This window comes from Gemmatimonas sp., from assembly GCF_041689975.1.
Taxonomy (GTDB): domain Bacteria; phylum Gemmatimonadota; class Gemmatimonadetes; order Gemmatimonadales; family Gemmatimonadaceae; genus Gemmatimonas.
Map to the genome: position 1 here is coordinate 1 of NZ_JBDNFF010000096.1, position 21,891 is coordinate 21,891.

Below are 21,891 nucleotides of genomic sequence, written 5' to 3' on the forward strand. Positions count from 1 at the left end.
CGATCGCCGTTACCGCGATCGCCGTTACCGCGATCGCCGCCCCCGCTGGCGGCGACGCCGTCACCTCGTGCCCCGTCGGTGTCATACCTCGGGCAGCGTGTACTGATTGATCGTGCCGATGTCCTTGTCACCGCGGCCACTGACGCACAGCAGCACCGGCTCCTGTTCCGACCAGCGTCCCGCTTCGCGCTCGATCCACGCGACCGCATGCGCGGTCTCGAGCGCCGGGATAATGCCCTCGAGCCGGCTCAACAACGCCACACCACGAAGCGCTTCGGTGTCGTCGACCGATACGTACTCGGCGCGACCGGTGTCGTGCATCCACGCATGCTCCGGGCCGACGCCGGGATAGTCCAGTCCGGCCGATATGCTATGCGCCGGGTGCACCTGTCCGTTCGCATCTTGTAGGAGGTAGCTGAGCGACCCGTGCAGTACACCAGGCGTCCCGCGAGTGATCGACGCGCTGTGACGCTCGGTGTGGAGTCCTTCACCCGCCGCTTCGACACCGACGAGTTCCACAGCGGCATCGTCCACGAATCCGGCGAAGATCCCCATCGCGTTCGATCCGCCACCGACGCACGCCACGACCGTCTTCGGCAGCGCGCCCGCGCGCGCCAACATCTGCGCCCGTGCTTCACGCCCGATGACCGACTGGAACTCGCGCACCATGCGCGGATACGGTGCCGGCCCAACTACCGATCCGATGATGTAGTGGCTGTCGTTTACCGACCCCACCCAATCGCGGATCGCTTCCGTGGTCGCATCCTTGAGCGTGCGAGTACCCGACAACACCGGAACGACCTTGGCGCCCAGGAGGCCCATGCGGAACACGTTGAGCGCCTGACGCTGCATGTCCTCTTCGCCCATGTACACGACGCACTCGAGGCCGAAGCGCGCGCAGATCGTGGCCGTGGCCACGCCGTGCTGGCCGGCACCGGTTTCGGCGATGATGCGGCGCTTTCCCATCACACGCGCCAGCATCGCTTGCCCAACCGTATTGTTGATCTTGTGTGCACCCGTGTGGCAGAGATCTTCGCGCTTCATCCACACCGGCGCGCCGATGCGCGCGCTCAAACGCGGCGCGAACGAGAGCGCGGTCGGACGTCCCACGTACTCGCGGAGCAACGCGTCGAGCTCAGCCTGAAACGCCGCATCGTGACGCGTCTCCTCGAACGCCGCCTCGAGCGCATCCAGCGCCGGGATCAGCGTTTCCGGAACATACCGTCCACCGAACGGGCCAAAACGATCCTTCGACGCGATCGCGCCGGTCGCCGTATCCACCATGGTCATCGCTGTATTCCTGCGGCCGACCGTACGGCCGCGACGAACTGTTCGACCAACACCGGATCCTTGACACCCGTCACGGACTCCACTCCTGAAGATACGTCGACGACGTCAGGAGAAAGCAATCGGACGGCGTCGATCACGTTCGCCGGACGTAAGCCACCAGCGAGGACGACACGTACCCCTGGTACAGACGCGCGAAGCGCGAGAACGGCATGCTGAAGTCCAGACCAGTCCAATGCGACGCCGGTACCTCCGAGCTGCCCCAGCACATGGGTATCGAGCACCACCACTCCGGCCGCGGCGGCGAGCGCCGCGGCACCATCGGGTAAGGTAGTTCCGGCGACGCGCAGTACCGGCCACACCGCTCGCCCGGTCTCACGCCGAATAGTTTCGATGACGTCCGGCGTGCACGTACCGTGCATCTGCGCGATGTCGAGATCGAGCGCTCTCACCATGACGATTACTTCATCAAGATGCTGCTCGCCGAACACGACGACGCGCTGCACATCGTGACGGCGCGGGCCCAGCACGGCACGGGCCCGATCCAACGTGAGCAGTCGGGGACCACCGGCCATGATTGCACCCAGGTAGGCCGCCCCGGTGTGCGCCGCGTGCGCGGCATCACCGACGCGCGTCAGCCCGCAGATCTTGACCGCGATGGTCGCGGTCCGCACGTGGCCCGTTGCGTCCTCCGGCATCACCGGCGCGCCGTGGTCGACCGAGCGATCCCGGAGAGCGCGCGCACCGCCGCCGCTGGATCGGCCGACGCGGAGATGGCGCTGCCCACGAGAATCGCATCGGCACCCGCGAGGGCCGAGGGCGTGACATCGTGCGCGTGCTGCATGCCACTCTCGGCCACGGCCACACAATGCACCGGAATCCGTGGGATCAGCGCGGGGGCCGTGGCAGGGTCGATGGTGAGCGTTTCAAGGTTTCGATTGTTCACCCCGATCACCGTGGCCCCAACCGCGAGTGCGCGTTCGAGCTCCGCCTCGTTGCGGATTTCCACGAGCGTCGCCAAGCCGCATTCGCGGGCGGCGTCCATCAACATCGGCAGCTCGTCCGGTGAGAGCGCGCGTACGATCAACAGCGCGGCGGTGGCGCCGCGAACCCGCGCCTCCCAGAGTTGGACGGGATGGACCAGGAAGTCCTTGCGAATGGCCGGCACTCCCACCCGCGCGGCCACGGCCGAGAGGTCGTCGAGCGACCCGCCGAAGCGCGTGGGTTCGGTCAGCACGGAAATGGCCGCGGCGCCGCCGGCGGCATAGTGCGCGGCCTGTGATGCAGCATCGATGCCGGCGTTGATCGCTCCCTTCGACGGGGAGGCACGCTTGACCTCGGCGATTACCCGAATCGCCGGACCGCGAAGGGCGGTGGCAAAGGCCTCGGCCGCCAAGGGCGCGGGCGGCATATCGCGGGCCGCGCTCCGCAGGTCGGGCAGCGTGGATCGAACGAGGTTGGCCCGTTCATGGGCCGCGCGCGTGAGCTCGCCGAGCGTCCCGGACGGGAAGGTCCACACCAGTCGTGAAGAAAATGCTTGCACTTCGGCCTGTGTTCGGTTAGCGTGGCGTTTGGTGGATTCGGCCTGCATTCGGGGGCCGACTCTGTAGGTCCCCTTTCGTGGAGCAACCATGCCGCTCACCAAGCGACAGCGGGAAATCCTGTCTTTTCTCTCCGGCTACAACGAAGAGAACGGATACGCCCCGAGTTTCGAAGAGATCGCATCGCGATTCAACTATAACTCGCTGGCAACGGTGCACGAGCACCTCACCAACCTCGAACGCAAAGGCTACATCAAGCGCTCGTACAACGAGAGTCGCGCCATCGAGATCCTGCCCTCCGAGCTGTTTCAACGTTCCGTAGAGCTCCCGTTGCTCGGCTCCGTTGCGGCCGGTGCACCGATCGAGGCGATGCATACGGGTGAAACGATGTCGGTGCCGGATGGTTTCCTGCGGCGCAGCGGTAGTCATTACGTCCTGAAGGTGCGCGGCGACTCGATGATCGAGGAGCAGATCAAGGACGGCGACTACGTCGTCATCAACGATCGGAATGCGGCGGACAACGGTGAGATGGTGATCGCGATGCTCGACGGGTCCGGTGCCACGGTCAAGCGCTACTATCGCGAGCGAGACGGACGCATTCGCCTGCAGCCGGCCAACGAAACGATGTCCCCCCTGTTCGTGCACGAAGACGATGTGCGCATTCAAGGCATCGTGGTCGGCGTGCTACGCCGCTACTGACCGGTGCGACCCGCCGCGCGGCGGGTCGCGTGCGACGCGCGGCGCAGTCGCTGCAGCGCGGCGAGGCCGACCCCGTCTGCCATCGCCCGCCGCGTCAGCTCGACCGCGTAAGCATAACTCCTGTCGTCACGGCTGACATACAGCGCGGCCGCGGCGTTCAGCAGCACGGCGGATTGCGCCCCATGCGAACCACCGCCGCTGAGCACGGTCTCGATCAGCGCCGCATTGTGAGCGGGATCACCGCCGACCAGATCGTCGAGCGCAATCCCAGAGATTCCGTGGGCGGCGGGATCGATCGTCCACGACGCCGTGCGCCCGTCGCGCACTTCGGTCACATGCGTGGGGCCGAGGGGCGAGATTTCGTCCAGTCCCGGCTCCCCATGAACCACCATCGCCCGAATGGTACCCAGTGCCAACAGCGTATCGGCGAGTAGTTCGAGGCGCGCAAGTTCGGCCACACCGACGACCTGACGACCGGCGCGCGCCGGGTTCGCGAGCGGACCCACGATGTTCATCACCGTCGGCACCGCGAGTTCACGGCGCACCGGGCCGACGTGGCGAAGTGCGGGGTGCATCAGCGGCGCGAACATGAACACGATGCCGGCGTCGGCCAACGTGGCCGCCATCGCCGCCGGCGTCGTATCGATGATCACCCCAAGCGCCTCGAGCACGTCGGCACTGCCTGACCGGGAGGTGAATGACCGATTGCCGTGCTTTGCGACGCGCACCCCCATACCCGCGGCGACCAGTGCCGCCGCCGTGGAGATGTTGAACGTGGTCAGCGAGCCGCCGCCGGTTCCGCACGTATCGACCAACTCGTCGGGACGGTCGGCCGAAAGTACGATCATGGCTTCGCGTAGCGCCTCGACCACGCCGGCCACTTCGGCCGGCGTCTCGCCCTTGACCCGCAGCGCCATCAGGAGCGCCGCCACCTGCACCGGCGTGCCTTCGCCGCGCATGATGACTCCGAACGCGCTCCGCACCTCATCGGCGTCGAGCGACTCATGAGCGGCCAGACGCCGAATCGCGAGGCTCAACGACTCAGTGGACATTGATCGCCTCGAGCAGACGGTCCGCAAGCGTATTCCGCGTCATGATGAGGGAAATCACCAGGCCGAGCAGTCGTACACGCTCGACGTCCTCGTCGGTGTAGATGCCGCGCTGCGCCCGGTTAGTGAGATTGAGCACGCCGACCAGTTCATCGTGATAGACGAGCGGGAAACTGATGAAGCTTCCGGTGGTGAAATACTGGTCACGAAGCAGTGGATGCTGCGACGCTTCCCGGACGTCTTGCACCAGCAGCGGCTCCCGCGCGGCTGCCACGCGTCCCGCGACGCCTTCGCCGATACGGATGCGCATACCCTCCACAATATTCGGCGCGATGCCGCGCGCGGCGGCGAGGTAGAGATAGTCGGGCTCCGGCGCTCGCAGCATGAGGGAGCACCGCTGTGCTTGCATGTCATCGCCCACCAACGCCAGCAATCCGTCCACCAGTTTCCGGGCATCTGTGGTCTCGGCATCGAGCGAAAGCGCGCGGTCGAGCAGATACAGCGTGCGTGTGCGTTGCCGAAGAGCTTCGCTGCGGCGATGCAGCTCGACGTGGGCCTGCTCGAGTTGCCCCACCGCAGACGTCAGTTGTTGGTCGGCGAGTTCCGCCCGTCGTAGCGACCGACGGGCTTCCTCACCGGACCGTGCCGAGTCGGCCTGTATGGCAATGGCCTCCGCTGGGTTGAGCGCGGCGATGTTCGCAGGCGTGTTGCGAACCTCGCGCAGCTCGGCCTCCAGGGCCGTGAGCTTGCGCACGTATTCCCCGTGCACGCGCTGCGTTACGTCCTCGAGCGTCCGCACCGCCTCTTCACGGGCGTCCCGCTCGGCGAGGCGCACATAGGCCAGGTCGAAGAGCGCCACGGCCGGTGCCAGCCGCTCGGTCGTGCGCGTGCCGAAGATCTTGCGGGGCTCATAGAGCGCCAGCACGGCACCCAGCAGGCCCTCTACTTTGAGGCCACGCACGGCGAGGATCCCGCCGTCGAGCGCCGCCGTGAACCCGCACAGCCGTGCGTAGTCAGCCGACCGATCATTTACATCCACAAAGGGCCCACCCGCCAGAATCTTGGCACGAGCGGCCTCTGGGAGATGATCGAACGTTGTCTCCATCGATGTGCGGACGACCTGCGCGCCGATGGGTGTGAGCCGGTCGCGAAGCATATCGCGCCGGGCGTCATACTGTATCAGCGCGACCGACGCGCCGCGGTCCAACTCGGCGAGACACTCACCGAGAGCGATAAGGGCACCGTCGAGATCGGATGTGGCGGACAGCGCGTACGCCAGCGAGGCAAGTGAGCGAGGAGGCATGGCGTGTGGAGGAAACGTCGGCGGACGCGACAGCGCAATAGTCGAGCGCCTTTGAACTCGCATCAGTTGAAGCGAACGCCTCTGGTGCCTAGCTTCCCCCTGTCATGGACCCGCGACCGATCCTCCTGGTAACGCAGTATGACGGGGGGCGCTTCGCCGGCTGGCAGCGTCAGCCCGTCGTCCGCACCGTGCAAGGCGACATGGAAGTGGCCTTGGCGCGCCTCTGCGCGACCGCTGTTCCGGCCCTCGGTGCCGGCCGGACCGACGCGGGGGTCCACGCGCATGGACAAGGCGTTGGCGTACGCGTCCCGGAGCGCTGGAATCCAGAGACCCTTCGCCGGGCCATGAATGCCATCCTACCCAGCGATATCTGGGTCGCGGAGTCGCACCGGATGGCCCCCGAATTCCACCCACGCCGAAGCGCGATCGCCCGTCGATACAGTTATCTTATCGGAACGGACGAGGGGGCACGGTCCCCGTTCCGTCGGCGGTACGAGTGGGCGGTCCGCCACCCGCTCGATCCGTCAGCGCTCCAGGGCGAAGCCGAGAGTGTGTTGGGTGAACACACGTTCCGTGCGTTCGCTGTCGCGCACACGGCGCCCGTCGATGATCACCACCGCTGCATCATACAGCATGCCCGGTGGGTCGAGCGCGACGGCGGCTGGGTGTTCGAAGTTGCGGCGAACCGTTTTCTCCATCACATGGTGCGTTTTTTAGTTGGAACGATGGTTGAAGTGGCGCAGGGGCGTCGTCCGCGCGGTACGATCGCGCGGTTGCTCGTCGCGCCCGACAATTCGGGGACGCCGGCTCCAGCGCCGGCTCAGGGTCTCTCGCTGCGTGAGGTTAGGTATCCGGCCGAGCTCTACATCGATGCCTCGTGACTCGTGGATCCCGGTGATGGTGCAGCGTTCCACGCTCACGCTGCTGCTCTCTCTGGCGCTCGTCGGCTGCGAGGGAGCCAACCCCAGCACGTCGAACGCGCAGGCCCGCACGCTGCCGCCCGGCCCCACCAAGCCGGTCGGTCCGGTCCCGGCGCAGTCCATCGATGCCTCGCGGCGGACCGCCATCACGGCCGCGGTCGAGCGCGTTGCTCCGGCCGTCGTCACCGTGCAGACGGAGACGGTGCAAAAGGTACCGGTCGACTTCTTCGAGTACTTCATGGGCGGACGCACGGGCGAACGCCGCAACGCGGGCATCGGCTCCGGGTTCGTGGTGCGCAGTGATGGCATCATCGTCACCAACGCACATGTCATCTCGGGCGCCACGAAAGTGTCTATCGGCATGCGCGACGGCACCTCGTACGATGCCACGGTGGTCGGGATCGATGAAACGAACGACCTCGCGGTGGTACGCATCAAGGCGAAGGATTTGCCGGTTGCGCCGTTGGGCAGTTCATCGACGTTGATTGTGGGCGAGTGGTCGATCGCGATCGGCAACCCGTTCGGATTCGTCCTCGGCAACAGTGAGCCCAGCGTGTCGGTCGGCGTCGTCAGCGCGGTGGGCCGCAATTTGGCCGGTCGCGGCGACGGTGGCGGTATCTACGTCGACATGATTCAGACCGACGCGGCGATCAACCCCGGAAACTCCGGCGGGCCGCTGGTGAACGCGTTGGGCGAAGTGGTCGGTGTCAACAGCTCGATCTACTCGCCAAGTGGTGGGTCCGTTGGACTCGGCTTCGCGATCCCGATCGATCGCACGAAGCGCATCGTGGAAGACCTGCTCGACCATGGCGCCGTGCGTCAGCCGTGGGTCGGCATTCGACTGCAGACGCCCGATGTGCAAAGCGCGCGTGAAGCCGCAGCGGTCGGCGCGATCGTCGCACGGGTGGTGCCCGGCTCGCCGGCAGATCGGGCCGGTGTGCGCGCCGGTGATCAGGTGATCGCCGCCGGTACGCGCCCCGTGAAGAATCCGTTTGACTGGGAAGCGCGTCTGCTCGACCTGCGTGTCGGCGAGCAGCTGCCGGTGACGGTGCGCCGTGGCGGCCGCGAATTGCGTGTTACGCTGCAGGTGGCTGACGCGCCGGAAGTGAGCGCACCCAAGGTCACCGTGCTGCGCGAGCTGCAGCTGGTGTCGCTCACCGATGTGATCCGCCAGGAACGGGGGGTGGCTTCGAATGCCGGCGCACTGGTCTATCGCGTATCCGATCGGATTCGCGACGAGATCGGATTGCAGGACGGCGATGTGATCGTGCAAGTGGGACAGTCGCGCGTGAATTCGGCCGAGGCGGCGTCTGCGGCCATCGACCGGTACGGCGCGCGCGGTCCCGTGTACGTGGTTTTCGAGCGTAATCGCCAATATCTCCAGACGTCGTTCTCTCTCCGCTGATTCCGTGACCGCACCCGACCGCACTTCGTATTCCTCCCCGCTCGCCGACCGCTACGCATCGCGCGCCATGCTCACGCTGTGGGGCCCGCAGATGCGGTACGGCCTCTGGCGCCAGCTCTGGCTCGCCCTGGCTGAAGCGCAGCAGAGTCTTGGTATCGCGATTCCTGACGCCGCGATCGAGGAGATGCGTGCGCATCTGAACGACATCGACTTCGACGCGGTCGCCGTCTACGAGAAGAAGTTCCGTCATGATGTCATGGCGCACGTACACGCGTTCGGTGATGTTGCCCCGGCGGCGAGGAAATTCATTCATCTCGGTGCTACGAGCTGCTTCGTCACGGACAACGCCGAGCTGATTCTCATGCGCCGCGGGCTGCACCTGCTGCGCGAGAAGCTGCTCGACGCGCTCGACGCCCTCGGCGTGTTTGCACGAGAGTGGAAGGATGAGCCGGCCTTGGGTTACACGCACCTGCAGCCGGCGCAGCTCACGACGGTCGGCAAGCGCGCGACGCTGTGGATGCAGGACATCCTGCTCGATCTCGAGGATCTGGAGTACCGCATCGCCCAGTTGCCCTTCCGCGGAGTGAAGGGGACGACCGGAACGCAGGCGAGCTTTCTCTCGCTGTTCGACGGTGATCACGCGAAGGTCCGCGAGCTCGATCGGCTCGTGACGACGCGCATGGGCTTTACAGCGTCGATTCCCGTGAGTGGCCAGACCTACTCCCGGAAAGTGGATGCGCAGGTGCTGAGCGTGGTTGCCGGCATCGCAGCCACGGCGTCGAAGTTCTCCGGCGACATTCGCATGTTGCAGGCGTTCGGCGAAATCGAAGAGCCGTTTGAGAAGAATCAGATCGGGTCATCCGCCATGGCGTACAAGCGGAACCCGATGCGCTCGGAGCGGATGGCGTCGCTCGCGCGGTTCGTATTGTCGTTGGAGCCCAACGCGAATCAAACGCATGCCGTGCAGTACTTCGAGCGCACGCTCGACGACTCCGCGAACCGTCGTCTGGTGATTCCTGAATCTTTTCTCGCCACCGACGCGATTCTGGTGTTGATGCAGAACGTGGTGCGCGGACTCGAGGTGCATCCGGCCCGAATTCGTCGTCGCGTCGATGACGAACTACCGTTCATGGCGACCGAGGAGATCATCGTGCGGTTCGTGCGCGCCGGCGGTGATCGCCAGGAGGCCCACGAGCTCATTCGCGGCCACAGCATCGAGGCGGCGCGCGCCGTGAAAGATGGCGCGCCCCGAAACGATATGCTGGAACGGCTCGCCGCTGATCCGGCGTTCGGCATCGCGCTCGAGGACTTGCAGGCCGTGACCGAGCCGAAGCGTTTCGTCGGTCGTTCGCCTGAGCAGGTGATGGAATTCCTCGACGAGCACGTTGCGCCGTGGCTCGCGCGTGCGCGCGCTGGCGTCGAAGTGGAAGAGGTGCGCGTATGAGCGAGGGCCTTCCCACGGCGATGATCGAGACGTCGCTACCGCTGCCGCTGCTTCGTCGGGGGAAAGTGCGCGACGTGTATGCGGTGGACGACGATCGTCTGCTGTTGGTGACGACTGATCGCATCAGCGCGTTCGACGTCGTGATGAACGAGGCGATTCCGTACAAGGGCGCGGTACTTACGCAACTCACCGCGTGGTGGTTGTCGCAATTGTCGGGCGTGGTCGAGCATCATCTGCTGTCCGCCGACACCGACGAGATCGTGCGCGAGGTCCCGGCGCTCGCCCCGTATCGCGAGGCGCTCGCCGGCCGCAGCATGTTGTGTGTACGCGCCGATGTCGTGCCGATCGAGTGCGTGATCCGCGGCTATATCACCGGCTCGGCGTGGAAAGAGTATCAGGGACACGGCACGCTGGCCGGCGAAGCCCTGGCCGTTGGGTTGCATGAGAGTGATCGCCTCGATCCGCCGATCTTCAGCCCCGCGACCAAGGCAGAGACCGGACACGACGAAAACATCACGATCAGCAGTGTGGTCGCAGCGGTGGGTGCCGATACCGCCGCGGCGCTCGAGCGACTGGCTCGGACAGTGTACGAATTCGGACGCGCCGCCGCCGAACCGCGTGGCATCATCGTGGCCGATACGAAGTTCGAGTTCGGCTGGCGTGAAGGACGCTTGCTGCTGATCGATGAGGTGCTCACGCCCGATAGCTCGCGATTCTGGTCGGCGGAGAGCTACACACCAGGGCGCGGTCAACCGAGCTTCGACAAGCAACCTCTGCGGGACTGGCTCGATGCGGAACGGCGCGCGGAGCGATGGAGTGGTGACGCGCCGGCCCCGACGCTGCCGGACGAGATCATTCGGGCGACCAGCCTTCGCTATCGCGATGCCTTCACGCGACTCACGGGAGCGCCGATGGACCTGGTGCAGTTGGGACTTCCTCAGGATGTCGTTTGATGTTCGCGCGTGAGGGTTATTCGCTACTGCTCAGCGCCGCCGGACTGGCCGTCCTGACGTTTGCGACCGCGCTGCGCTTCCGCTCGTGGCCGTTGTGGCTTGCCGGATTCGTCCTGATGCTGGTCGCCCTATCCGTGGCGTGGGTCTACCGTACACCAGTCGGAATGCCCACATGACCCGTCCGGAAACGCGTGGAACCGGCACCGATGGCGCTGAGCGCCCACGCCGGCCGCGCCCTGGCGTCGCGGTGGCCCTCCCCAACGGCTTCACGCTCGCCAACCTGTTCTTCGGCATCTTTGCCATCGTGGCGGCATCGCGTGGCGACTTCGACGCGGCCGCACGATTCATCGTGTTCGGCGCGATAGCGGATACGCTCGACGGTCGCATTGCACGTGCGACGAAATCAGGTTCGCGATTCGGCGAGGAACTCGATTCGCTGGTCGACGCCATTTCATTCGGCACCGCGCCGGCGCTGATCATGTACTTCGCCGTGTTCCAGAGCACACGGTGGGATTGGATCTTCTGCTTCTTCTTCACAGCCTGCGCCGTCATGCGTCTGGCACGCTTCAACGTCGAACAGGCCGGCACGAAGAATACGCACTTCACCGGGTTGCCCAGTCCCGCCGCCGGCATGACGCTCGCGACGTATTACTGGTTCAGTCAGACGCCGCTGTACACCGAAACCATGATCGGTGATCTGCCGTGGCACCAGATGCTACGGTGGGTGATGCTCGGACTGGGCATGCTGATGATCAGCAATGTGCAGTATGCGAAGGTGCCGACGGTGAACTTCCGCACGATCAATGGCATCCTCGGATTTCTGTTGGTCGTCGGCACCTTCGTGGGCGTGATCTTCCTGCCCAAGAAGTTCTTCTTCCCCGCCCTGATGGCCTATGTGCTCTATGGCATCGGCCGCACCGTCTTTCTCGGGTTGCTCGATCGCATTCCCAGCGCGCGTGAGGATGACGACGCGACCGATGATGAATTCGACGTACCCCTCGATGCCCGACGCCGTCGTCGACGCCGTCGTCCTTCACGACCGAACATCGCGCCGGACGCCGGTCGCGAGGAGCCCTTGGCATGACCCGTTTCCGCTGCGCCATCCACATTGTTCCGCGTCGCGGGATCCTCGATCCCCAAGGCAAGGCGGTCGCCGACGCACTCCATTCACTTGGCTTCGCCGACGTGAGTGACGTGCGCGTCGGACGCCACGTGATCGTCGAGACCGAAGCGACGACCGCCGATGCCGCCCGCGCGCGCATCACGGCCATGTGCGAGAAGCTGCTGGCCAATCCGGTCACCGAAGACTTCGAGATCGCCTCAGTGGAGCACGCGTGAAGGCCGGTATCGTTCGCTTTCCCGGTTCGAATTGCGACGAGGATGCCTTCCACGCGATCGCTGATCACCTTGGCCAGGACGCCGTGTACCTCTGGCACAAGGATCACGACCTCCAGAACGTGGATCTCGTCATCCTCCCCGGTGGTTTCAGCTATGGTGATTACCTGCGAGCAGGAGCCATTGCGCGCTTCAGCCCGATCATGCAGGAAGTCATTGCGTTCGCCAAGCGCGGTGGGCCGGTGCTCGGCATCTGCAACGGATTTCAGATCGCGTGCGAGGCCGGCCTGCTTCCCGGTGCCCTTCTGCGTAATGCGAGCTTGCGCTTCGTCAGTGCACCGGCGCGGCTGCGCGTCGACTCGATCGCGACCCGTTTTACGTCGCAGTATCACATCGGTCAGGTCATCTCCATTCCCGTGGCTCACGGCGACGGTCGCTTTACGGCGGATGCCGACACGCTGGCCCGCCTCGAAGGCGATGGGCGTGTCGTGTTCCGCTACGTCGACACCGACGGCGAGTCCTCGGCGTCGGCAAATCCGAACGGCTCGCTGCGTAACATCGCCGGCATCGTCAACGCAGCGCGGAACGTGCTGGGTATGATGCCGCATCCAGAGCGCGCACTCGACACGACGCTCGGGTCGACCGACGGCGTACCCTTGTTCGCGTCAATCCTGGAATCGATGCTCGCCGAGGTGAAAGCATGACCGCCGCGTCCTACGCCCGTCCCGTTGAATCTCGTCCGGGCGATCCGGTGATCACGCCGGCGATGGTTGCCGAACACGGCATCACGGAGTTCGAGTACGAGCGCCTGCTGGCGATGCTCGGCCGCACGCCGACGTTTACCGAGCTTGGCGTGGTGAGCGCGTTGTGGAGCGAGCATTGCTCGTACAAGCATTCGCGTCCGATGCTGAAGACCCTGCCGACCAAGGCGCCGTGGGTCCTCCAGGGACCGGGTGAGAATGCCGGTGTCATCTCCGTCGGTGACGGATGGGCCGTCGCGTTCAAGATCGAATCGCACAATCACCCGTCGGCCGTCGAGCCGTATCAGGGCGCGGCCACCGGCGTCGGCGGCATTCTGCGTGACGTGTTCACGATGGGCGCGCGGCCGATTGCGCTGCTCAACTCGCTGCGTTTCGGGCCGCTCACATCGAGCCGCGTACGTTGGCTCTTCGCCGGCGTCGTGAAAGGCATCGGCGACTACGGCAATTGTGTCGGTGTTCCGACGGTTGGCGGCGAGGTCGTGTTCGACCCGTCGTACGAAGGCAATCCTCTGGTGAACGCGATGTGCGTCGGCCTCATGCGCGAGAGCGAGCTGATCACCGCCGTAGCATCGGGTGTCGGTAATCCGATCATGGCGGTTGGTGCGCGCACCGGTCGTGATGGTATCCACGGCGCGTCGTTCGCCTCCGAAGATCTCTCGGCGGCGAGTGAAGCCAAGCGCCCCATGGTGCAGGTTGGCGATCCGTTCACCGAGAAGTTGTTGCTGGAGGCGTCGCTCGAGTTGATTCGCAGCGGACACATCGTCGCGATTCAGGACATGGGCGCGGCCGGTCTCACGTCGTCGTCGGCCGAGATGGCCGAGCGCGGCGATGTCGGGGTCACGATCGACGTGACGAAGGTGCCGGTGCGCGAACAGGGCATGACGCCGTACGAGATTCTGCTGTCGGAATCGCAGGAACGCATGCTTGTCGTCGCGAAGCTCGGGCATGAGGACGATGTGCGCGCGATCCTAGCCAAGTGGGATCTGGAGGCCGCCGTGATCGGGGAAGTCATCGCCGATCCGGTGTACCGCGTGACCGAAGGCGACCGCGTGGTGGCGGAATTCCCCGGGTCGCGCCTGGTGACCGAGTGCCCACAGTACGTGCTCGAGCCGAAAGAAAGCGAAGCGCTGAAGGCGGCGCGTGCACGATCAGCCCACGCCGTCGTTGCGCTTGCCGAAGAACGCGATCATGCGTGGACGTTGGAGCGCTTGCTCTCATCGCCGACGATCGCGAGCAAGAAGTGGGTGTGGCAGCAGTACGACTCCACGGTGCGTACGAGCACCATGCGCGGTCCCGGCAGCGATGCCGCCGTGGTGAAGCTCCGCGGTACCGACAAGGCCATCGCGCTCTGTATCGATGGCAACGGCCGGCACGTGGCGCTGTCGCCGCGCAACGGCGGTCGGGCGGCTGTCTCCGAGGCCGCGCGCAATGTGGCGTGCACCGGCGCGCGACCAATGGCCATCACCAACAACCTCAACTTCGGTAATCCGAAGAAGCCGGAAGTGTACTTCCAGCTGAGCGAGGTGATCGCCGGCATCGGCGAAGCCTGCACCGTGCTCGAGACACCGGTGACCGGCGGCAACGTGTCGCTGTACAACGAGAACCCGCAAGGAGCCATTCATCCGACGCCGACGATCGGTATGGTGGGGCTCATCGAGTCGCTCTCCCATGTCACGCCGTCGGGATTCCAGACGGCCGGCGACGACATCGTGTTGCTGGGCGACTGCACCGATGAACTCGGGGCGAGTGAGTACCTGCTGGCGATTCACGGGCTGACGATCGGCGAACCGCCGGTCTGTGACCCAAAGCGCGAACGTGCGCTGATCGACGCCTTGCTGGAATCGATCCGCGGAGGTGTGGTGTGCTCGGCGCATGACTGTAGCGATGGCGGGCTGGCCGTAGCACTGTCCGAGTGCGCGATGGCAGATCGCGACCGGGTGTTCGGCTTCCGCGTCGACCTGTCGGCGTGGGCCACACTGCCCCACCGCGCGCTCTTGTTTGGTGAGGCCCACGGACGCGTGGTCGTGTCCACGGCGGACAGCGCCGCTGTACGGCAGACCGCGCAGCGCCACGGCGTACCGGCGCGTATCATCGGCACCGTCACCGCCGCGGACAGCGGCGCGCACTTCACGATTTCAGACGATACCTTCTCGGCGCCGATGGATTGGCTCGCGAAGGCGTTTCATGAGGCGATTCCGCTCGCCATGGATGGCGAGACGCCGGCTGAGCATGCGGTGGCCTCATCGCACGCTCCTACCAACGACTGATCGGGAGTTTTCCCATGTGTGGTATTTTCGGCGTCTATGGGGTTCGGGACGCAGCAGCATTGACGCAACTCGGGTTGTACTCGCTGCAGCATCGCGGCCAGGAGTCGGCGGGCATCGTAGCCGTCGACGACGCGCGGCATGCACGGGTGAGCCGTGCGATGGGACTCGTCTCCGAAGGATTCGGCGACGAGGAGATGGAGGCGCTGCGTGGACCGATCGCGATCGGCCACACGCGGTACAGTACGGCCGGCGCATCGGCGATCGAGAACGCGCAGCCGATTCTCGCACGCGTGCGCCGCAGTCACATCGCCCTTGCCCACAACGGCAACCTGACGAACGCGGTGGAACTGCGCCGCGATCTGGAAGACGGCGGCGCAATCTTCTCGTCCACCATGGACTCCGAGGCGATCGTACACCGGATCGCCCGGGCTCACGGCGCGACACCGGAGGACCGCGTGGCGGAAGCGCTGCAGGGCATCGAGGGCGCGTACTGCTTGCTGATCATCCTCGACGACACGGTGCTCGTGGCGCGTGATCCGCACGGCTGGCGTCCGCTCGTGATGGGTCGGCTCGGCGACGGGTGGGTGTTCGCCTCGGAGACGTGCGCTCTCGACATCGTCGGTGCTGTTTATGAACGCGAAGTGCAGCCGGGCGAGATCATTGCCGTCGATGCACAGGGGCTGCGGTCGGTGTATGCGCTGCCGCCGGCGCCGATCCATCGCTGCGTGTTCGAACATGTGTACTTCGCTCGTCCCGACAGCGCGGTGTTCAGTGGCTCTGTGGACCGGTCCCGTCGCGCGCTCGGTCGCCAGTTGGCGCGCGAATGTCCGGCGCCGGGTGCCGATATCGTGTTCGCGGTGCCTGACTCGTCGAACTCGGCCGCCCTCGGTTTCGCCGACGAGTCCGGAACCTCGTACGAATTGGCGCTGATCCGCAATCACTACATCGGGCGTACGTTCATCCTGCCGACACAGGCCGGCCGCGATGCGAAGGTGAAGGTCAAGTACAATCCGGTGCGAGAACTGCTGGAGGGTAAGAGCGTGGTGATGGTCGACGACTCGATCGTGCGTGGTACCACTACGCGTGGGTTGGTCTCGTTGGTACGCGCAGCAGGTGCCCGCGAAGTGCACATGCGCGTGTCCAGCGCACCGATCATCAGCCCGTGCTACTATGGCATCGATACCCCACGTCGTGAGGAGCTCATTGCGGCGCAGATGACGCACGACGAGCTGGTGCGGCACCTCGGCGTCGACTCGCTCGGCTATCTCTCGATCGATGGTATGTTGTCTGTGATGCCCGAAGGGCCTGGTGGTTATTGCCACGCGTGCTTCTCGGGCAAGTACCCGACCGCGACGCCGAGCGAACCGGAACTGTTACGCGCCGGCGGCGGCGCGGGTCTTCCCGTCGGAATCGCCTGATCATCGTGTCACACACTGCAAGGGAGAACTGAATGACCCGCTCCGTCTATTTCTTCGGAAACGGTAGCGCCGACGGTACGCGGGAGATGAAAACACTATTGGGTGGAAAGGGCGCGAATCTCGCCGAGATGACGAATCTCGGCGTTCCCGTTCCACCCGGCTTCACCATTGCCGCTCATCGGTGCGTATCGTATCTCGCCGATGGATTGGTCGACGAGGCGTTTCGCGAGGAAGTCACTCGCGCGCTCGTGCGTCTCGAGGAAGTCAGCGGTAAGCGCTTTGGCGACGCGTCGAATCCACTGCTCGTGTCGGTCCGCTCCGGCGCTTCCGTATCGATGCCGGGCATGATGGAGACGATCCTCAACCTCGGTCTCAACGACGAGACGGTCGAAGGGCTGGCGAAGGCGAGCGGCAACACGCGATTCGCCTATGATTCCTATCGCCGTTTTTTGCAAATGTATGCCGATGTCGTGCTGGGCGTGCCGATTGCCAGGTTCGAGCAGCTGCTTGGCAGCAAGCGCCTCACGACCGGCGTCGGAACCGACAGCGAGCTCAGTGCCGACGCGTTGCGGTCACTGGTGCACGAATACCAGCAACTGATCCGCTTCACCTCTGGGCACGACTTTCCGATGGATCCGCAGGTGCAGCTGTGGGGCGCGATCGAGGCCGTGTGGAATTCGTGGACGCTGAAGAAGGCCGTCGACTACCGGCGCGTGAACGGCATCTCGCACACGCTCGGTACGGGCGTCAACATCGTGTCGATGGTGTTCGGCAACATGGGCGAAGACTCCGGCACCGGCGTCGCGTTCACCCGCGATCCGTCCACGGGGGAACGCCGCTTCTACGGCGAATTTCTGGTGAACGCGCAGGGCGAAGATGTGGTGGCCGGTATCCGTACGCCGCTCCATATCGATGACATGGCGACCATGCTTCCCGGCGCGTATACCGCCCTCATGGCCACGCAGGATCGCCTCGAACAGCATTTTCGGGACATGCAGGATATCGAGTTCACCGTTGAGCGCGGCGCACTCTACCTGTTGCAAACACGCACCGGAAAGCGCACGACGGCCGCCGCGCTGCGCATCGCACTCGACATGGTGAACGAGGGGTTGATCACGCAGCGCGAAGCCGTGCTTCGCATGCAGCCCAATCAGCTCGACCAGCTCCTGCATCCGGTGATCAGTTCGGACGTGCGCGCCACAGCCCTCGCGGTCGGCTTGCCGGCCAGTCCGGGTGCCGCGAGCGGCATGGTGGTGTTCGACCCCGATGTGGCCGAGCGGCGTCATGCGGCGGGCGAGCAGGTCATTCTCGTGCGTGAAGAGACGACGCCCGAGGACTTTCATGGCATCGTCGCGGCGCGAGCGGTGCTGACCGCCCGCGGTGGCATGACGAGTCACGCCGCAGTCGTGGCGCGCGGCATGGGCAAGTGCGCGATCGTAGGCTGTGCGGCACTCGAGATCTCTCACGAGCAGCGTCTGATGCGGATCGGCGAGCACGTGATCAACGAGGGGGAGTGGATCACGCTCGACGGCGGTACCGGTCGGGTGTTCTCCGGTGACTTGCCCACGCAACCCAGCGAAGTGATGCGCGTGACCAATGGCGTGCTCGCCGCCGCCGAGGCGCCCACGTATCTCGGGTTTGCGAAGCTGATGACATGGGCCGACGAAGATCGTCGCCTCCGCGTGCGCGCCAATGCCGATACGCCGCGCGATGCCCGTGTGGCGCGCAACTTCGGCGCGGAAGGCATCGGCCTGTGCCGCACGGAACACATGTTCTTCGAAGGTGAACGCATCACCGCGATGCGTGAAATGATCGTCGCGCGCGACCTGAGCGGACGCCGTCGCGCCCTCGAGAAGTTGATGCCGATGCAACGGGCCGACTTCGAGGGCATTTTTCAGGCGATGGATGGTTTTCCCGTCACCATCCGCCTGCTCGATCCGCCGCTTCACGAGTTTCTTCCGCATGGCGGCGAGGAGTCCACCATGCTGGCGCAGTCGTTGGGACTGACGCGTCCGGAGCTGGCTCGCATCGTGGCAGGGCTGCACGAGACCAACCCGATGCTTGGCCATCGCGGCTGTCGACTCGGTATCGTGTACCCTGAGATTACCGAAATGCAAGCGCGTGCGATCTTCGAAGCCGCCGTGCGCGCGCATCGCCGCGGCATCGACGTGCGTCCGGAAATCATGGTCCCGCTGGTCTCCGACGTATCTGAACTCCGCCATCAGCGTGCGATCATCGAGCGCGCCGCTGAACAAGTCATGGGCGTCATGGGCGAGCGGGTACCATACCTCATCGGTACGATGATCGAATTGCCGCGTGCAGCGCTGACGGCCGACGAGATTGCCACCGAGGCGGATTTCTTCTCGTTCGGTACCAACGATCTCACACAGACCACCTTCGGTCTGAGTCGCGACGACGCCGGCCGCTTCCTGCCGCATTACATAGAGAAGGGACTGCTGGCCGAGGATCCGTTTCAAGTCCTCGATCGCAAGGGCGTGGGGAAACTGATCTCTTGGGCTGTGCGCGACGGCCGCGCCACACGTGCCGACCTCAAAGTCGGCATCTGCGGTGAGCACGGTGGTGAGCCGCAGAGTGTCGCGTTCTGCCACCAGGCCGGATTCGACTACGTGTCCTGCTCACCGTATCGCGTGCCGGTTGCCCGCCTCGCTGCCGCGCACGCCGCGCTCGCCTGACCATGTTGCCGCGCAGGGCAGGCATCGCGGTGATCAGTGCCGGCCCATCCGGCATTGCCGCGGTGAAGAACCTGCTCGATGCCGGGTTCACCGACGATGCATTCCCACGACTTCCATCGGGCTGCACCGTTTGCAGGCCAACGAGTACTCGTGATCGGCAGCGGCAATTCAGCGTGCGGTGTGACGGTGGAAACCGCACGTGTGTCGGCGACGACCGACATCTCTTGGCGCCAAGGTCATAGGATCGTTCCCGAAGTTTCTCTTCGGACAATTGAGTGACGTCGTTGGACAACGCACGCAGTGGATGCCGCGCGCCGCTCGGTCGAAGGTCAATCAGTTTCTCCTGCGTCTCCTGCAAGGCTCCAATCGTGACTATGGCCTGCCCGAACCGGATCAGGCGTTCGGTGCCACGCATCCCACGGTCAACTCGGAGTTGTTCTACGCGCTGCGCCACGGCCACATCACCCCGCGGCCGGACATCGCGCGCTTCGACGGGCACGCTCTCGTTCGTGGGGCTCTTCCAACCACTGGGTTGCATCTGGCCGGCGGCCGAGGTGCTGGCGAGACGCCTTTCCGGGGCCTGGGATCCCCCGAGCGACCTCGAAGCGGCGATCGCCGAGGAACTGGCCCATCCCGACCAGGCGCAGCTCGATAAGCCGCGCCACACGATCACGGTGGACTACCACAAGTTCAAGGCACGGCTGATGAAACAGCTGCCGGCGACCTGGCGCTCGGAGGGTACTGGCGCGGCGGTGCCACAAACAAAAGCGCCCCACCGCGAGTGCGGTGAGGCGCCTAAGTGGAGGTGAGGGGAATCGAACCCCTGTCCGAGACTGAATCGACCCCAGCGTCTACGTGCGTATTCTGTTGATTGAGGTCTCCGTCCGCTGGCCAACAGAAAGCCCACGTCCGAACAAGCCTGCTAAAGTTTTGCCCAACGCCTGCAGGCGCGACGTCGGACTAGCCCAGATTTTCGATACTCACATGCCGCCCCGGGCGGGCTGCCTTGTGAGCACTGCCGGTAACCCGAAGGTTAGGCGGCGAGCGCGAGGTTGTTGTTCGCGATTGGAATTTTCCCGAGTGTTTTACCAGGTGCTCGAGGACCTGGGCACGCAACCAGAGCTTCACCAACCCCGTCGAAGCCAGTCACCCCCGGCTAACGGTACTGCACTATGCTGTACACTAGGGGAGCACGGTCGGTTCCCGCAACTCCCCGCCCGACCCGGCGCCTTTACGCTACCTCGCAGGTTAGATCCGAGACATCCGGATCAACGGCCGCAAGTCGCTGCGCCCGGTACTCCTCGTAGTGCAGCAAGTAGTTAGAGAAGATCTCTTCAACCTCGCTGAAGTCGCGTACTTGGTGCAGCAGTTTCCGCAAATCGGCCGAATTGGGGAGCCCCTTCACGTACCAGCCCAGATGCTTGCGGAATTCGAGCGCCGCACCGATGGCGTCGATCTCATACGCCTGCACCAACCGGGCGTGATCGAGCGCGATCGCGAAGCGTTCATGGACGCCCGGCGTCTCCGGCATGGGCTGTCCTTCGAACAGCGCACGCGCCTGGTTGAACACCCACGGCTGCCCGTACGACCCGCGCCCCAGCATGATGCCGTCGGCCTGCGTGTGATCGAGCATGCGTTTGGCATCGGCGGCCGTCTTGATATCGCCGTTGCCGAGCACCGGGATATCCAGCGCTTCGGCCACCTTGGCGATCTCGTCCCAATTGGCCTGCCCCGTATACATCTGTGTCCGGGTCCGCGCGTGCAGCGCCAGCACGCGGACACCGGCGTCCTGACAGCGCAGCGCGATGCCCACGGGGTCGCGCATCTCTTCGCTCCATCCACTGCGGATCTTGCACGTCACCGGCAGCGACGTCGCCCTGGAGACGGCGCGGATGATTTCCTGCACGAGATCGAGATCGCGGAGGCATCCCGAACCGCCATTGCGCCGAACGACTTTCTTGACCGGACACCCGAAGTTGATGTCGACGAAGTCCGGCATGAAAAGGTCGGTGACCAGTGCGGCAGCGTCGGCCATGGCTGCGGGATCCGCGCCGAAAATCTGGACGCCGATCGGGTGTTCATCGGGCGAAAATCGTAGCTTGCTGATCGTCGCTTCGTTTTCCCGGCGAATGCCTTCAGCCGACAGGAACTCGGTGACGACCACGTCGGCACCGTGCGCATGGCACAAGCGCCGGAAGGGAGATTCCGACACGCCGGCCATCGGCGCGAGATAAAGCGGCACCGAATAGGGCACACGGAAGGGAAACGTCTTGCGGGGCATAGAGTTGAAGCTAGCGCGGCGCCATCGGGTGAGCAACGCGGAGGTTTGACAGCGGCGTCCGCACGGTTAGGATAGAAGGCTATGGAACTGCGCGAGTTTTTCTCCGAAGACGCTGTCCAGCTCGAGCTTCAGGGTACGAGCAAGGACGAAATTCTCAAGGAACTGATTGGGCTGCTCAAGCTCGATGAGAAATCCGAGGGCATGCTGTTCAAGATGCTCAAGCGGCGCGAAAATCTCGGCTCCACCGGCATTGGCCGTGGAATCGCGATTCCGCATTGTCGCAGCCTCGTCGTCAACCGCCTGCGAGTGGCCTTTGGCCGCAAGACAGACGGCGTCGACTTCAAGGCCATCGACGACAAGCCCGTCAACTTCTTCTTCCTCATCGTCGCGCCGCCGCTCGAGGTCTCGAACCAGTACCTGCCGGTACTGGGGAAGATCGCGCAGTTCAGCAAGGAGAGCGACGTGCCAGGTCGCCTACTGGAGGTCGCCTCGCCGGCTGAGTTCATGGCGTTACTCGAAGAGAAACGCGTCTAAC

General features: G+C 64.9%; 21 protein-coding genes and 1 other RNA gene. 15 read left to right on the forward strand and 7 right to left on the reverse strand.

Annotation, left to right across the window (positions count from 1 at the left end):
* Positions 1-81: 81 nt before the first annotated feature.
* Genes trpB through ACESNG_RS06625 form a run of 3 tightly spaced genes read right to left on the reverse strand, consistent with a single transcriptional unit; the run spans position 82 to position 2,830 of the window.
* A complete protein-coding gene (gene trpB / locus ACESNG_RS06615; RefSeq protein WP_373060570.1) occupies positions 82-1,290 on the reverse strand; it encodes a tryptophan synthase subunit beta in 1,209 nt (402 codons plus the stop codon).
* Positions 1,287-1,961: a hypothetical protein gene (locus tag ACESNG_RS06620; protein ID WP_373068302.1), complete on the reverse strand. Its 675-nt coding sequence runs from the start codon at positions 1,959-1,961 to the stop codon at positions 1,287-1,289. The genes trpB and ACESNG_RS06620 overlap by 4 nt, the downstream gene beginning before the upstream one ends.
* Before the next feature lie 23 nt (positions 1,962-1,984).
* Positions 1,985-2,830, reverse strand: a complete 846-nt coding sequence (locus tag ACESNG_RS06625; RefSeq protein ID WP_373060568.1) for an indole-3-glycerol-phosphate synthase — start codon at positions 2,828-2,830, stop codon at positions 1,985-1,987.
* Between the two features lie 88 nt (positions 2,831-2,918).
* Here ACESNG_RS06625 and lexA point away from each other — a divergent pair, with 88 nt between their 5' ends.
* Positions 2,919-3,527, forward strand: a complete 609-nt coding sequence (gene lexA / locus ACESNG_RS06630; RefSeq protein WP_373060567.1) for a transcriptional repressor LexA — start codon at positions 2,919-2,921, stop codon at positions 3,525-3,527.
* Here the strand turns inward: lexA and trpD are convergent.
* A complete protein-coding gene (trpD, locus tag ACESNG_RS06635) occupies positions 3,521-4,579 on the reverse strand; it encodes an anthranilate phosphoribosyltransferase (RefSeq protein WP_373060566.1) in 1,059 nt (352 codons plus the stop codon). The genes lexA and trpD overlap by 7 nt on opposite strands.
* Positions 4,569-5,879, reverse strand: a complete 1,311-nt coding sequence (locus tag ACESNG_RS06640) for a GAF domain-containing protein (protein WP_373060565.1) — start codon at positions 5,877-5,879, stop codon at positions 4,569-4,571. The genes trpD and ACESNG_RS06640 overlap by 11 nt, the downstream gene beginning before the upstream one ends.
* Positions 5,880-5,983: 104 nt before the next feature.
* On the opposite strand from ACESNG_RS06640, the gene truA reads away from it, so the two are divergent.
* From truA to ACESNG_RS06705, 13 genes are all read left to right on the forward strand, one after another.
* Positions 5,984-6,760: a tRNA pseudouridine(38-40) synthase TruA gene (truA, locus tag ACESNG_RS06645; RefSeq protein WP_373060564.1), complete on the forward strand. Its 777-nt coding sequence runs from the start codon at positions 5,984-5,986 to the stop codon at positions 6,758-6,760.
* Positions 6,750-8,204 carry a trypsin-like peptidase domain-containing protein gene (locus ACESNG_RS06650; RefSeq protein WP_373060563.1) on the forward strand — a complete coding sequence of 485 codons (1,455 nt, stop codon included), beginning with the start codon at positions 6,750-6,752 and terminating at the stop codon, positions 8,202-8,204. The genes truA and ACESNG_RS06650 overlap by 11 nt, the downstream gene beginning before the upstream one ends.
* A 4-nt stretch (positions 8,205-8,208) precedes the next feature.
* Positions 8,209-9,648 (forward strand): adenylosuccinate lyase, encoded by a 1,440-nt coding sequence (gene purB / locus ACESNG_RS06655; protein WP_373060562.1) that lies wholly within the window; start codon positions 8,209-8,211, stop codon positions 9,646-9,648.
* Positions 9,645-10,601 (forward strand): phosphoribosylaminoimidazolesuccinocarboxamide synthase, encoded by a 957-nt coding sequence (locus tag ACESNG_RS06660; protein WP_373060561.1) that lies wholly within the window; start codon positions 9,645-9,647, stop codon positions 10,599-10,601. Before purB ends, ACESNG_RS06660 begins: the two co-directional genes overlap by 4 nt.
* Positions 10,601-10,777 (forward strand): hypothetical protein, encoded by a 177-nt coding sequence (locus ACESNG_RS06665; protein ID WP_373060560.1) that lies wholly within the window; start codon positions 10,601-10,603, stop codon positions 10,775-10,777. Before ACESNG_RS06660 ends, ACESNG_RS06665 begins: the two co-directional genes overlap by 1 nt.
* Positions 10,774-11,685 (forward strand): CDP-diacylglycerol--serine O-phosphatidyltransferase, encoded by a 912-nt coding sequence (pssA, locus tag ACESNG_RS06670; RefSeq protein ID WP_373060559.1) that lies wholly within the window; start codon positions 10,774-10,776, stop codon positions 11,683-11,685. The genes ACESNG_RS06665 and pssA overlap by 4 nt, the downstream gene beginning before the upstream one ends.
* The gene (gene purS / locus ACESNG_RS06675) at positions 11,682-11,939 is read left to right on the forward strand and encodes a phosphoribosylformylglycinamidine synthase subunit PurS (RefSeq protein ID WP_373060558.1); all 258 of its coding nucleotides are present in this window, start codon (positions 11,682-11,684) and stop codon (positions 11,937-11,939) included. Before pssA ends, purS begins: the two co-directional genes overlap by 4 nt.
* Positions 11,936-12,640: a phosphoribosylformylglycinamidine synthase subunit PurQ gene (gene purQ / locus ACESNG_RS06680; protein ID WP_373060557.1), complete on the forward strand. Its 705-nt coding sequence runs from the start codon at positions 11,936-11,938 to the stop codon at positions 12,638-12,640. Before purS ends, purQ begins: the two co-directional genes overlap by 4 nt.
* Positions 12,637-14,964 carry a phosphoribosylformylglycinamidine synthase subunit PurL gene (gene purL, locus ACESNG_RS06685; RefSeq protein ID WP_373068304.1) on the forward strand — a complete coding sequence of 776 codons (2,328 nt, stop codon included), beginning with the start codon at positions 12,637-12,639 and terminating at the stop codon, positions 14,962-14,964. Before purQ ends, purL begins: the two co-directional genes overlap by 4 nt.
* 14 nt (positions 14,965-14,978) lie before the next feature.
* Positions 14,979-16,382 (forward strand): amidophosphoribosyltransferase, encoded by a 1,404-nt coding sequence (gene purF, locus ACESNG_RS06690; protein WP_373060555.1) that lies wholly within the window; start codon positions 14,979-14,981, stop codon positions 16,380-16,382.
* Positions 16,383-16,414: 32 nt separating this feature from the next.
* Entirely contained in the window at positions 16,415-19,075 is a 2,661-nt protein-coding gene (gene ppdK / locus ACESNG_RS06695) for a pyruvate, phosphate dikinase (RefSeq protein ID WP_373068306.1), read from the forward strand.
* A gap of 96 nt (positions 19,076-19,171) precedes the next feature.
* Entirely contained in the window at positions 19,172-19,354 is a 183-nt protein-coding gene (locus tag ACESNG_RS06700) for a hypothetical protein (RefSeq protein ID WP_373068308.1), read from the forward strand.
* 230 nt (positions 19,355-19,584) lie between these two features.
* Positions 19,585-19,884 carry a hypothetical protein gene (locus ACESNG_RS06705; RefSeq protein WP_373060552.1) on the forward strand — a complete coding sequence of 100 codons (300 nt, stop codon included), beginning with the start codon at positions 19,585-19,587 and terminating at the stop codon, positions 19,882-19,884.
* Here ACESNG_RS06705 and ssrA read toward each other — a convergent pair.
* Positions 19,873-20,229: a transfer-messenger RNA gene (gene ssrA, locus ACESNG_RS06710) on the reverse strand. The genes ACESNG_RS06705 and ssrA overlap by 12 nt on opposite strands.
* Before the next feature lie 77 nt (positions 20,230-20,306).
* Positions 20,307-21,356: a tRNA dihydrouridine synthase DusB gene (gene dusB / locus ACESNG_RS06715; protein ID WP_373060551.1), complete on the reverse strand. Its 1,050-nt coding sequence runs from the start codon at positions 21,354-21,356 to the stop codon at positions 20,307-20,309.
* Between the two features lie 81 nt (positions 21,357-21,437).
* Between dusB and ACESNG_RS06720 the strand changes: the two genes are divergently transcribed.
* Positions 21,438-21,890, forward strand: coding sequence for a PTS sugar transporter subunit IIA (locus ACESNG_RS06720; protein WP_373060550.1), 453 nt, complete (start codon positions 21,438-21,440; stop codon positions 21,888-21,890).
* The last annotated feature ends 1 nt before the right edge of the window (position 21,891 follow it).

Coding starts and splice junctions, on each gene's coding strand:
- trpB (WP_373060570.1), bottom strand. CDS start 1,290: ATGACCATGGTGGATACGGCGACCGGCGCGATCGCGTCGAAGGATCGT.
- lexA (WP_373060567.1), top strand. CDS start 2,919: ATGCCGCTCACCAAGCGACAGCGGGAAATCCTGTCTTTTCTCTCCGGC.
- trpD (WP_373060566.1), bottom strand. CDS start 4,579: ATGTCCACTGAGTCGTTGAGCCTCGCGATTCGGCGTCTGGCCGCTCAT.
- ACESNG_RS06640 (WP_373060565.1), bottom strand. CDS start 5,879: ATGCCTCCTCGCTCACTTGCCTCGCTGGCGTACGCGCTGTCCGCCACA.
- truA (WP_373060564.1), top strand. CDS start 5,984: ATGGACCCGCGACCGATCCTCCTGGTAACGCAGTATGACGGGGGGCGC.
- ACESNG_RS06650 (WP_373060563.1), top strand. CDS start 6,750: ATGCCTCGTGACTCGTGGATCCCGGTGATGGTGCAGCGTTCCACGCTC.
- ACESNG_RS06660 (WP_373060561.1), top strand. CDS start 9,645: ATGAGCGAGGGCCTTCCCACGGCGATGATCGAGACGTCGCTACCGCTG.
- ACESNG_RS06665 (WP_373060560.1), top strand. CDS start 10,601: ATGTTCGCGCGTGAGGGTTATTCGCTACTGCTCAGCGCCGCCGGACTG.
- pssA (WP_373060559.1), top strand. CDS start 10,774: ATGACCCGTCCGGAAACGCGTGGAACCGGCACCGATGGCGCTGAGCGC.
- purS (WP_373060558.1), top strand. CDS start 11,682: ATGACCCGTTTCCGCTGCGCCATCCACATTGTTCCGCGTCGCGGGATC.
- purL (WP_373068304.1), top strand. CDS start 12,637: ATGACCGCCGCGTCCTACGCCCGTCCCGTTGAATCTCGTCCGGGCGAT.
- purF (WP_373060555.1), top strand. CDS start 14,979: ATGTGTGGTATTTTCGGCGTCTATGGGGTTCGGGACGCAGCAGCATTG.
- ppdK (WP_373068306.1), top strand. CDS start 16,415: ATGACCCGCTCCGTCTATTTCTTCGGAAACGGTAGCGCCGACGGTACG.
- ACESNG_RS06700 (WP_373068308.1), top strand. CDS start 19,172: ATGCATTCCCACGACTTCCATCGGGCTGCACCGTTTGCAGGCCAACGA.
- dusB (WP_373060551.1), bottom strand. CDS start 21,356: ATGCCCCGCAAGACGTTTCCCTTCCGTGTGCCCTATTCGGTGCCGCTT.
- ACESNG_RS06720 (WP_373060550.1), top strand. CDS start 21,438: ATGGAACTGCGCGAGTTTTTCTCCGAAGACGCTGTCCAGCTCGAGCTT.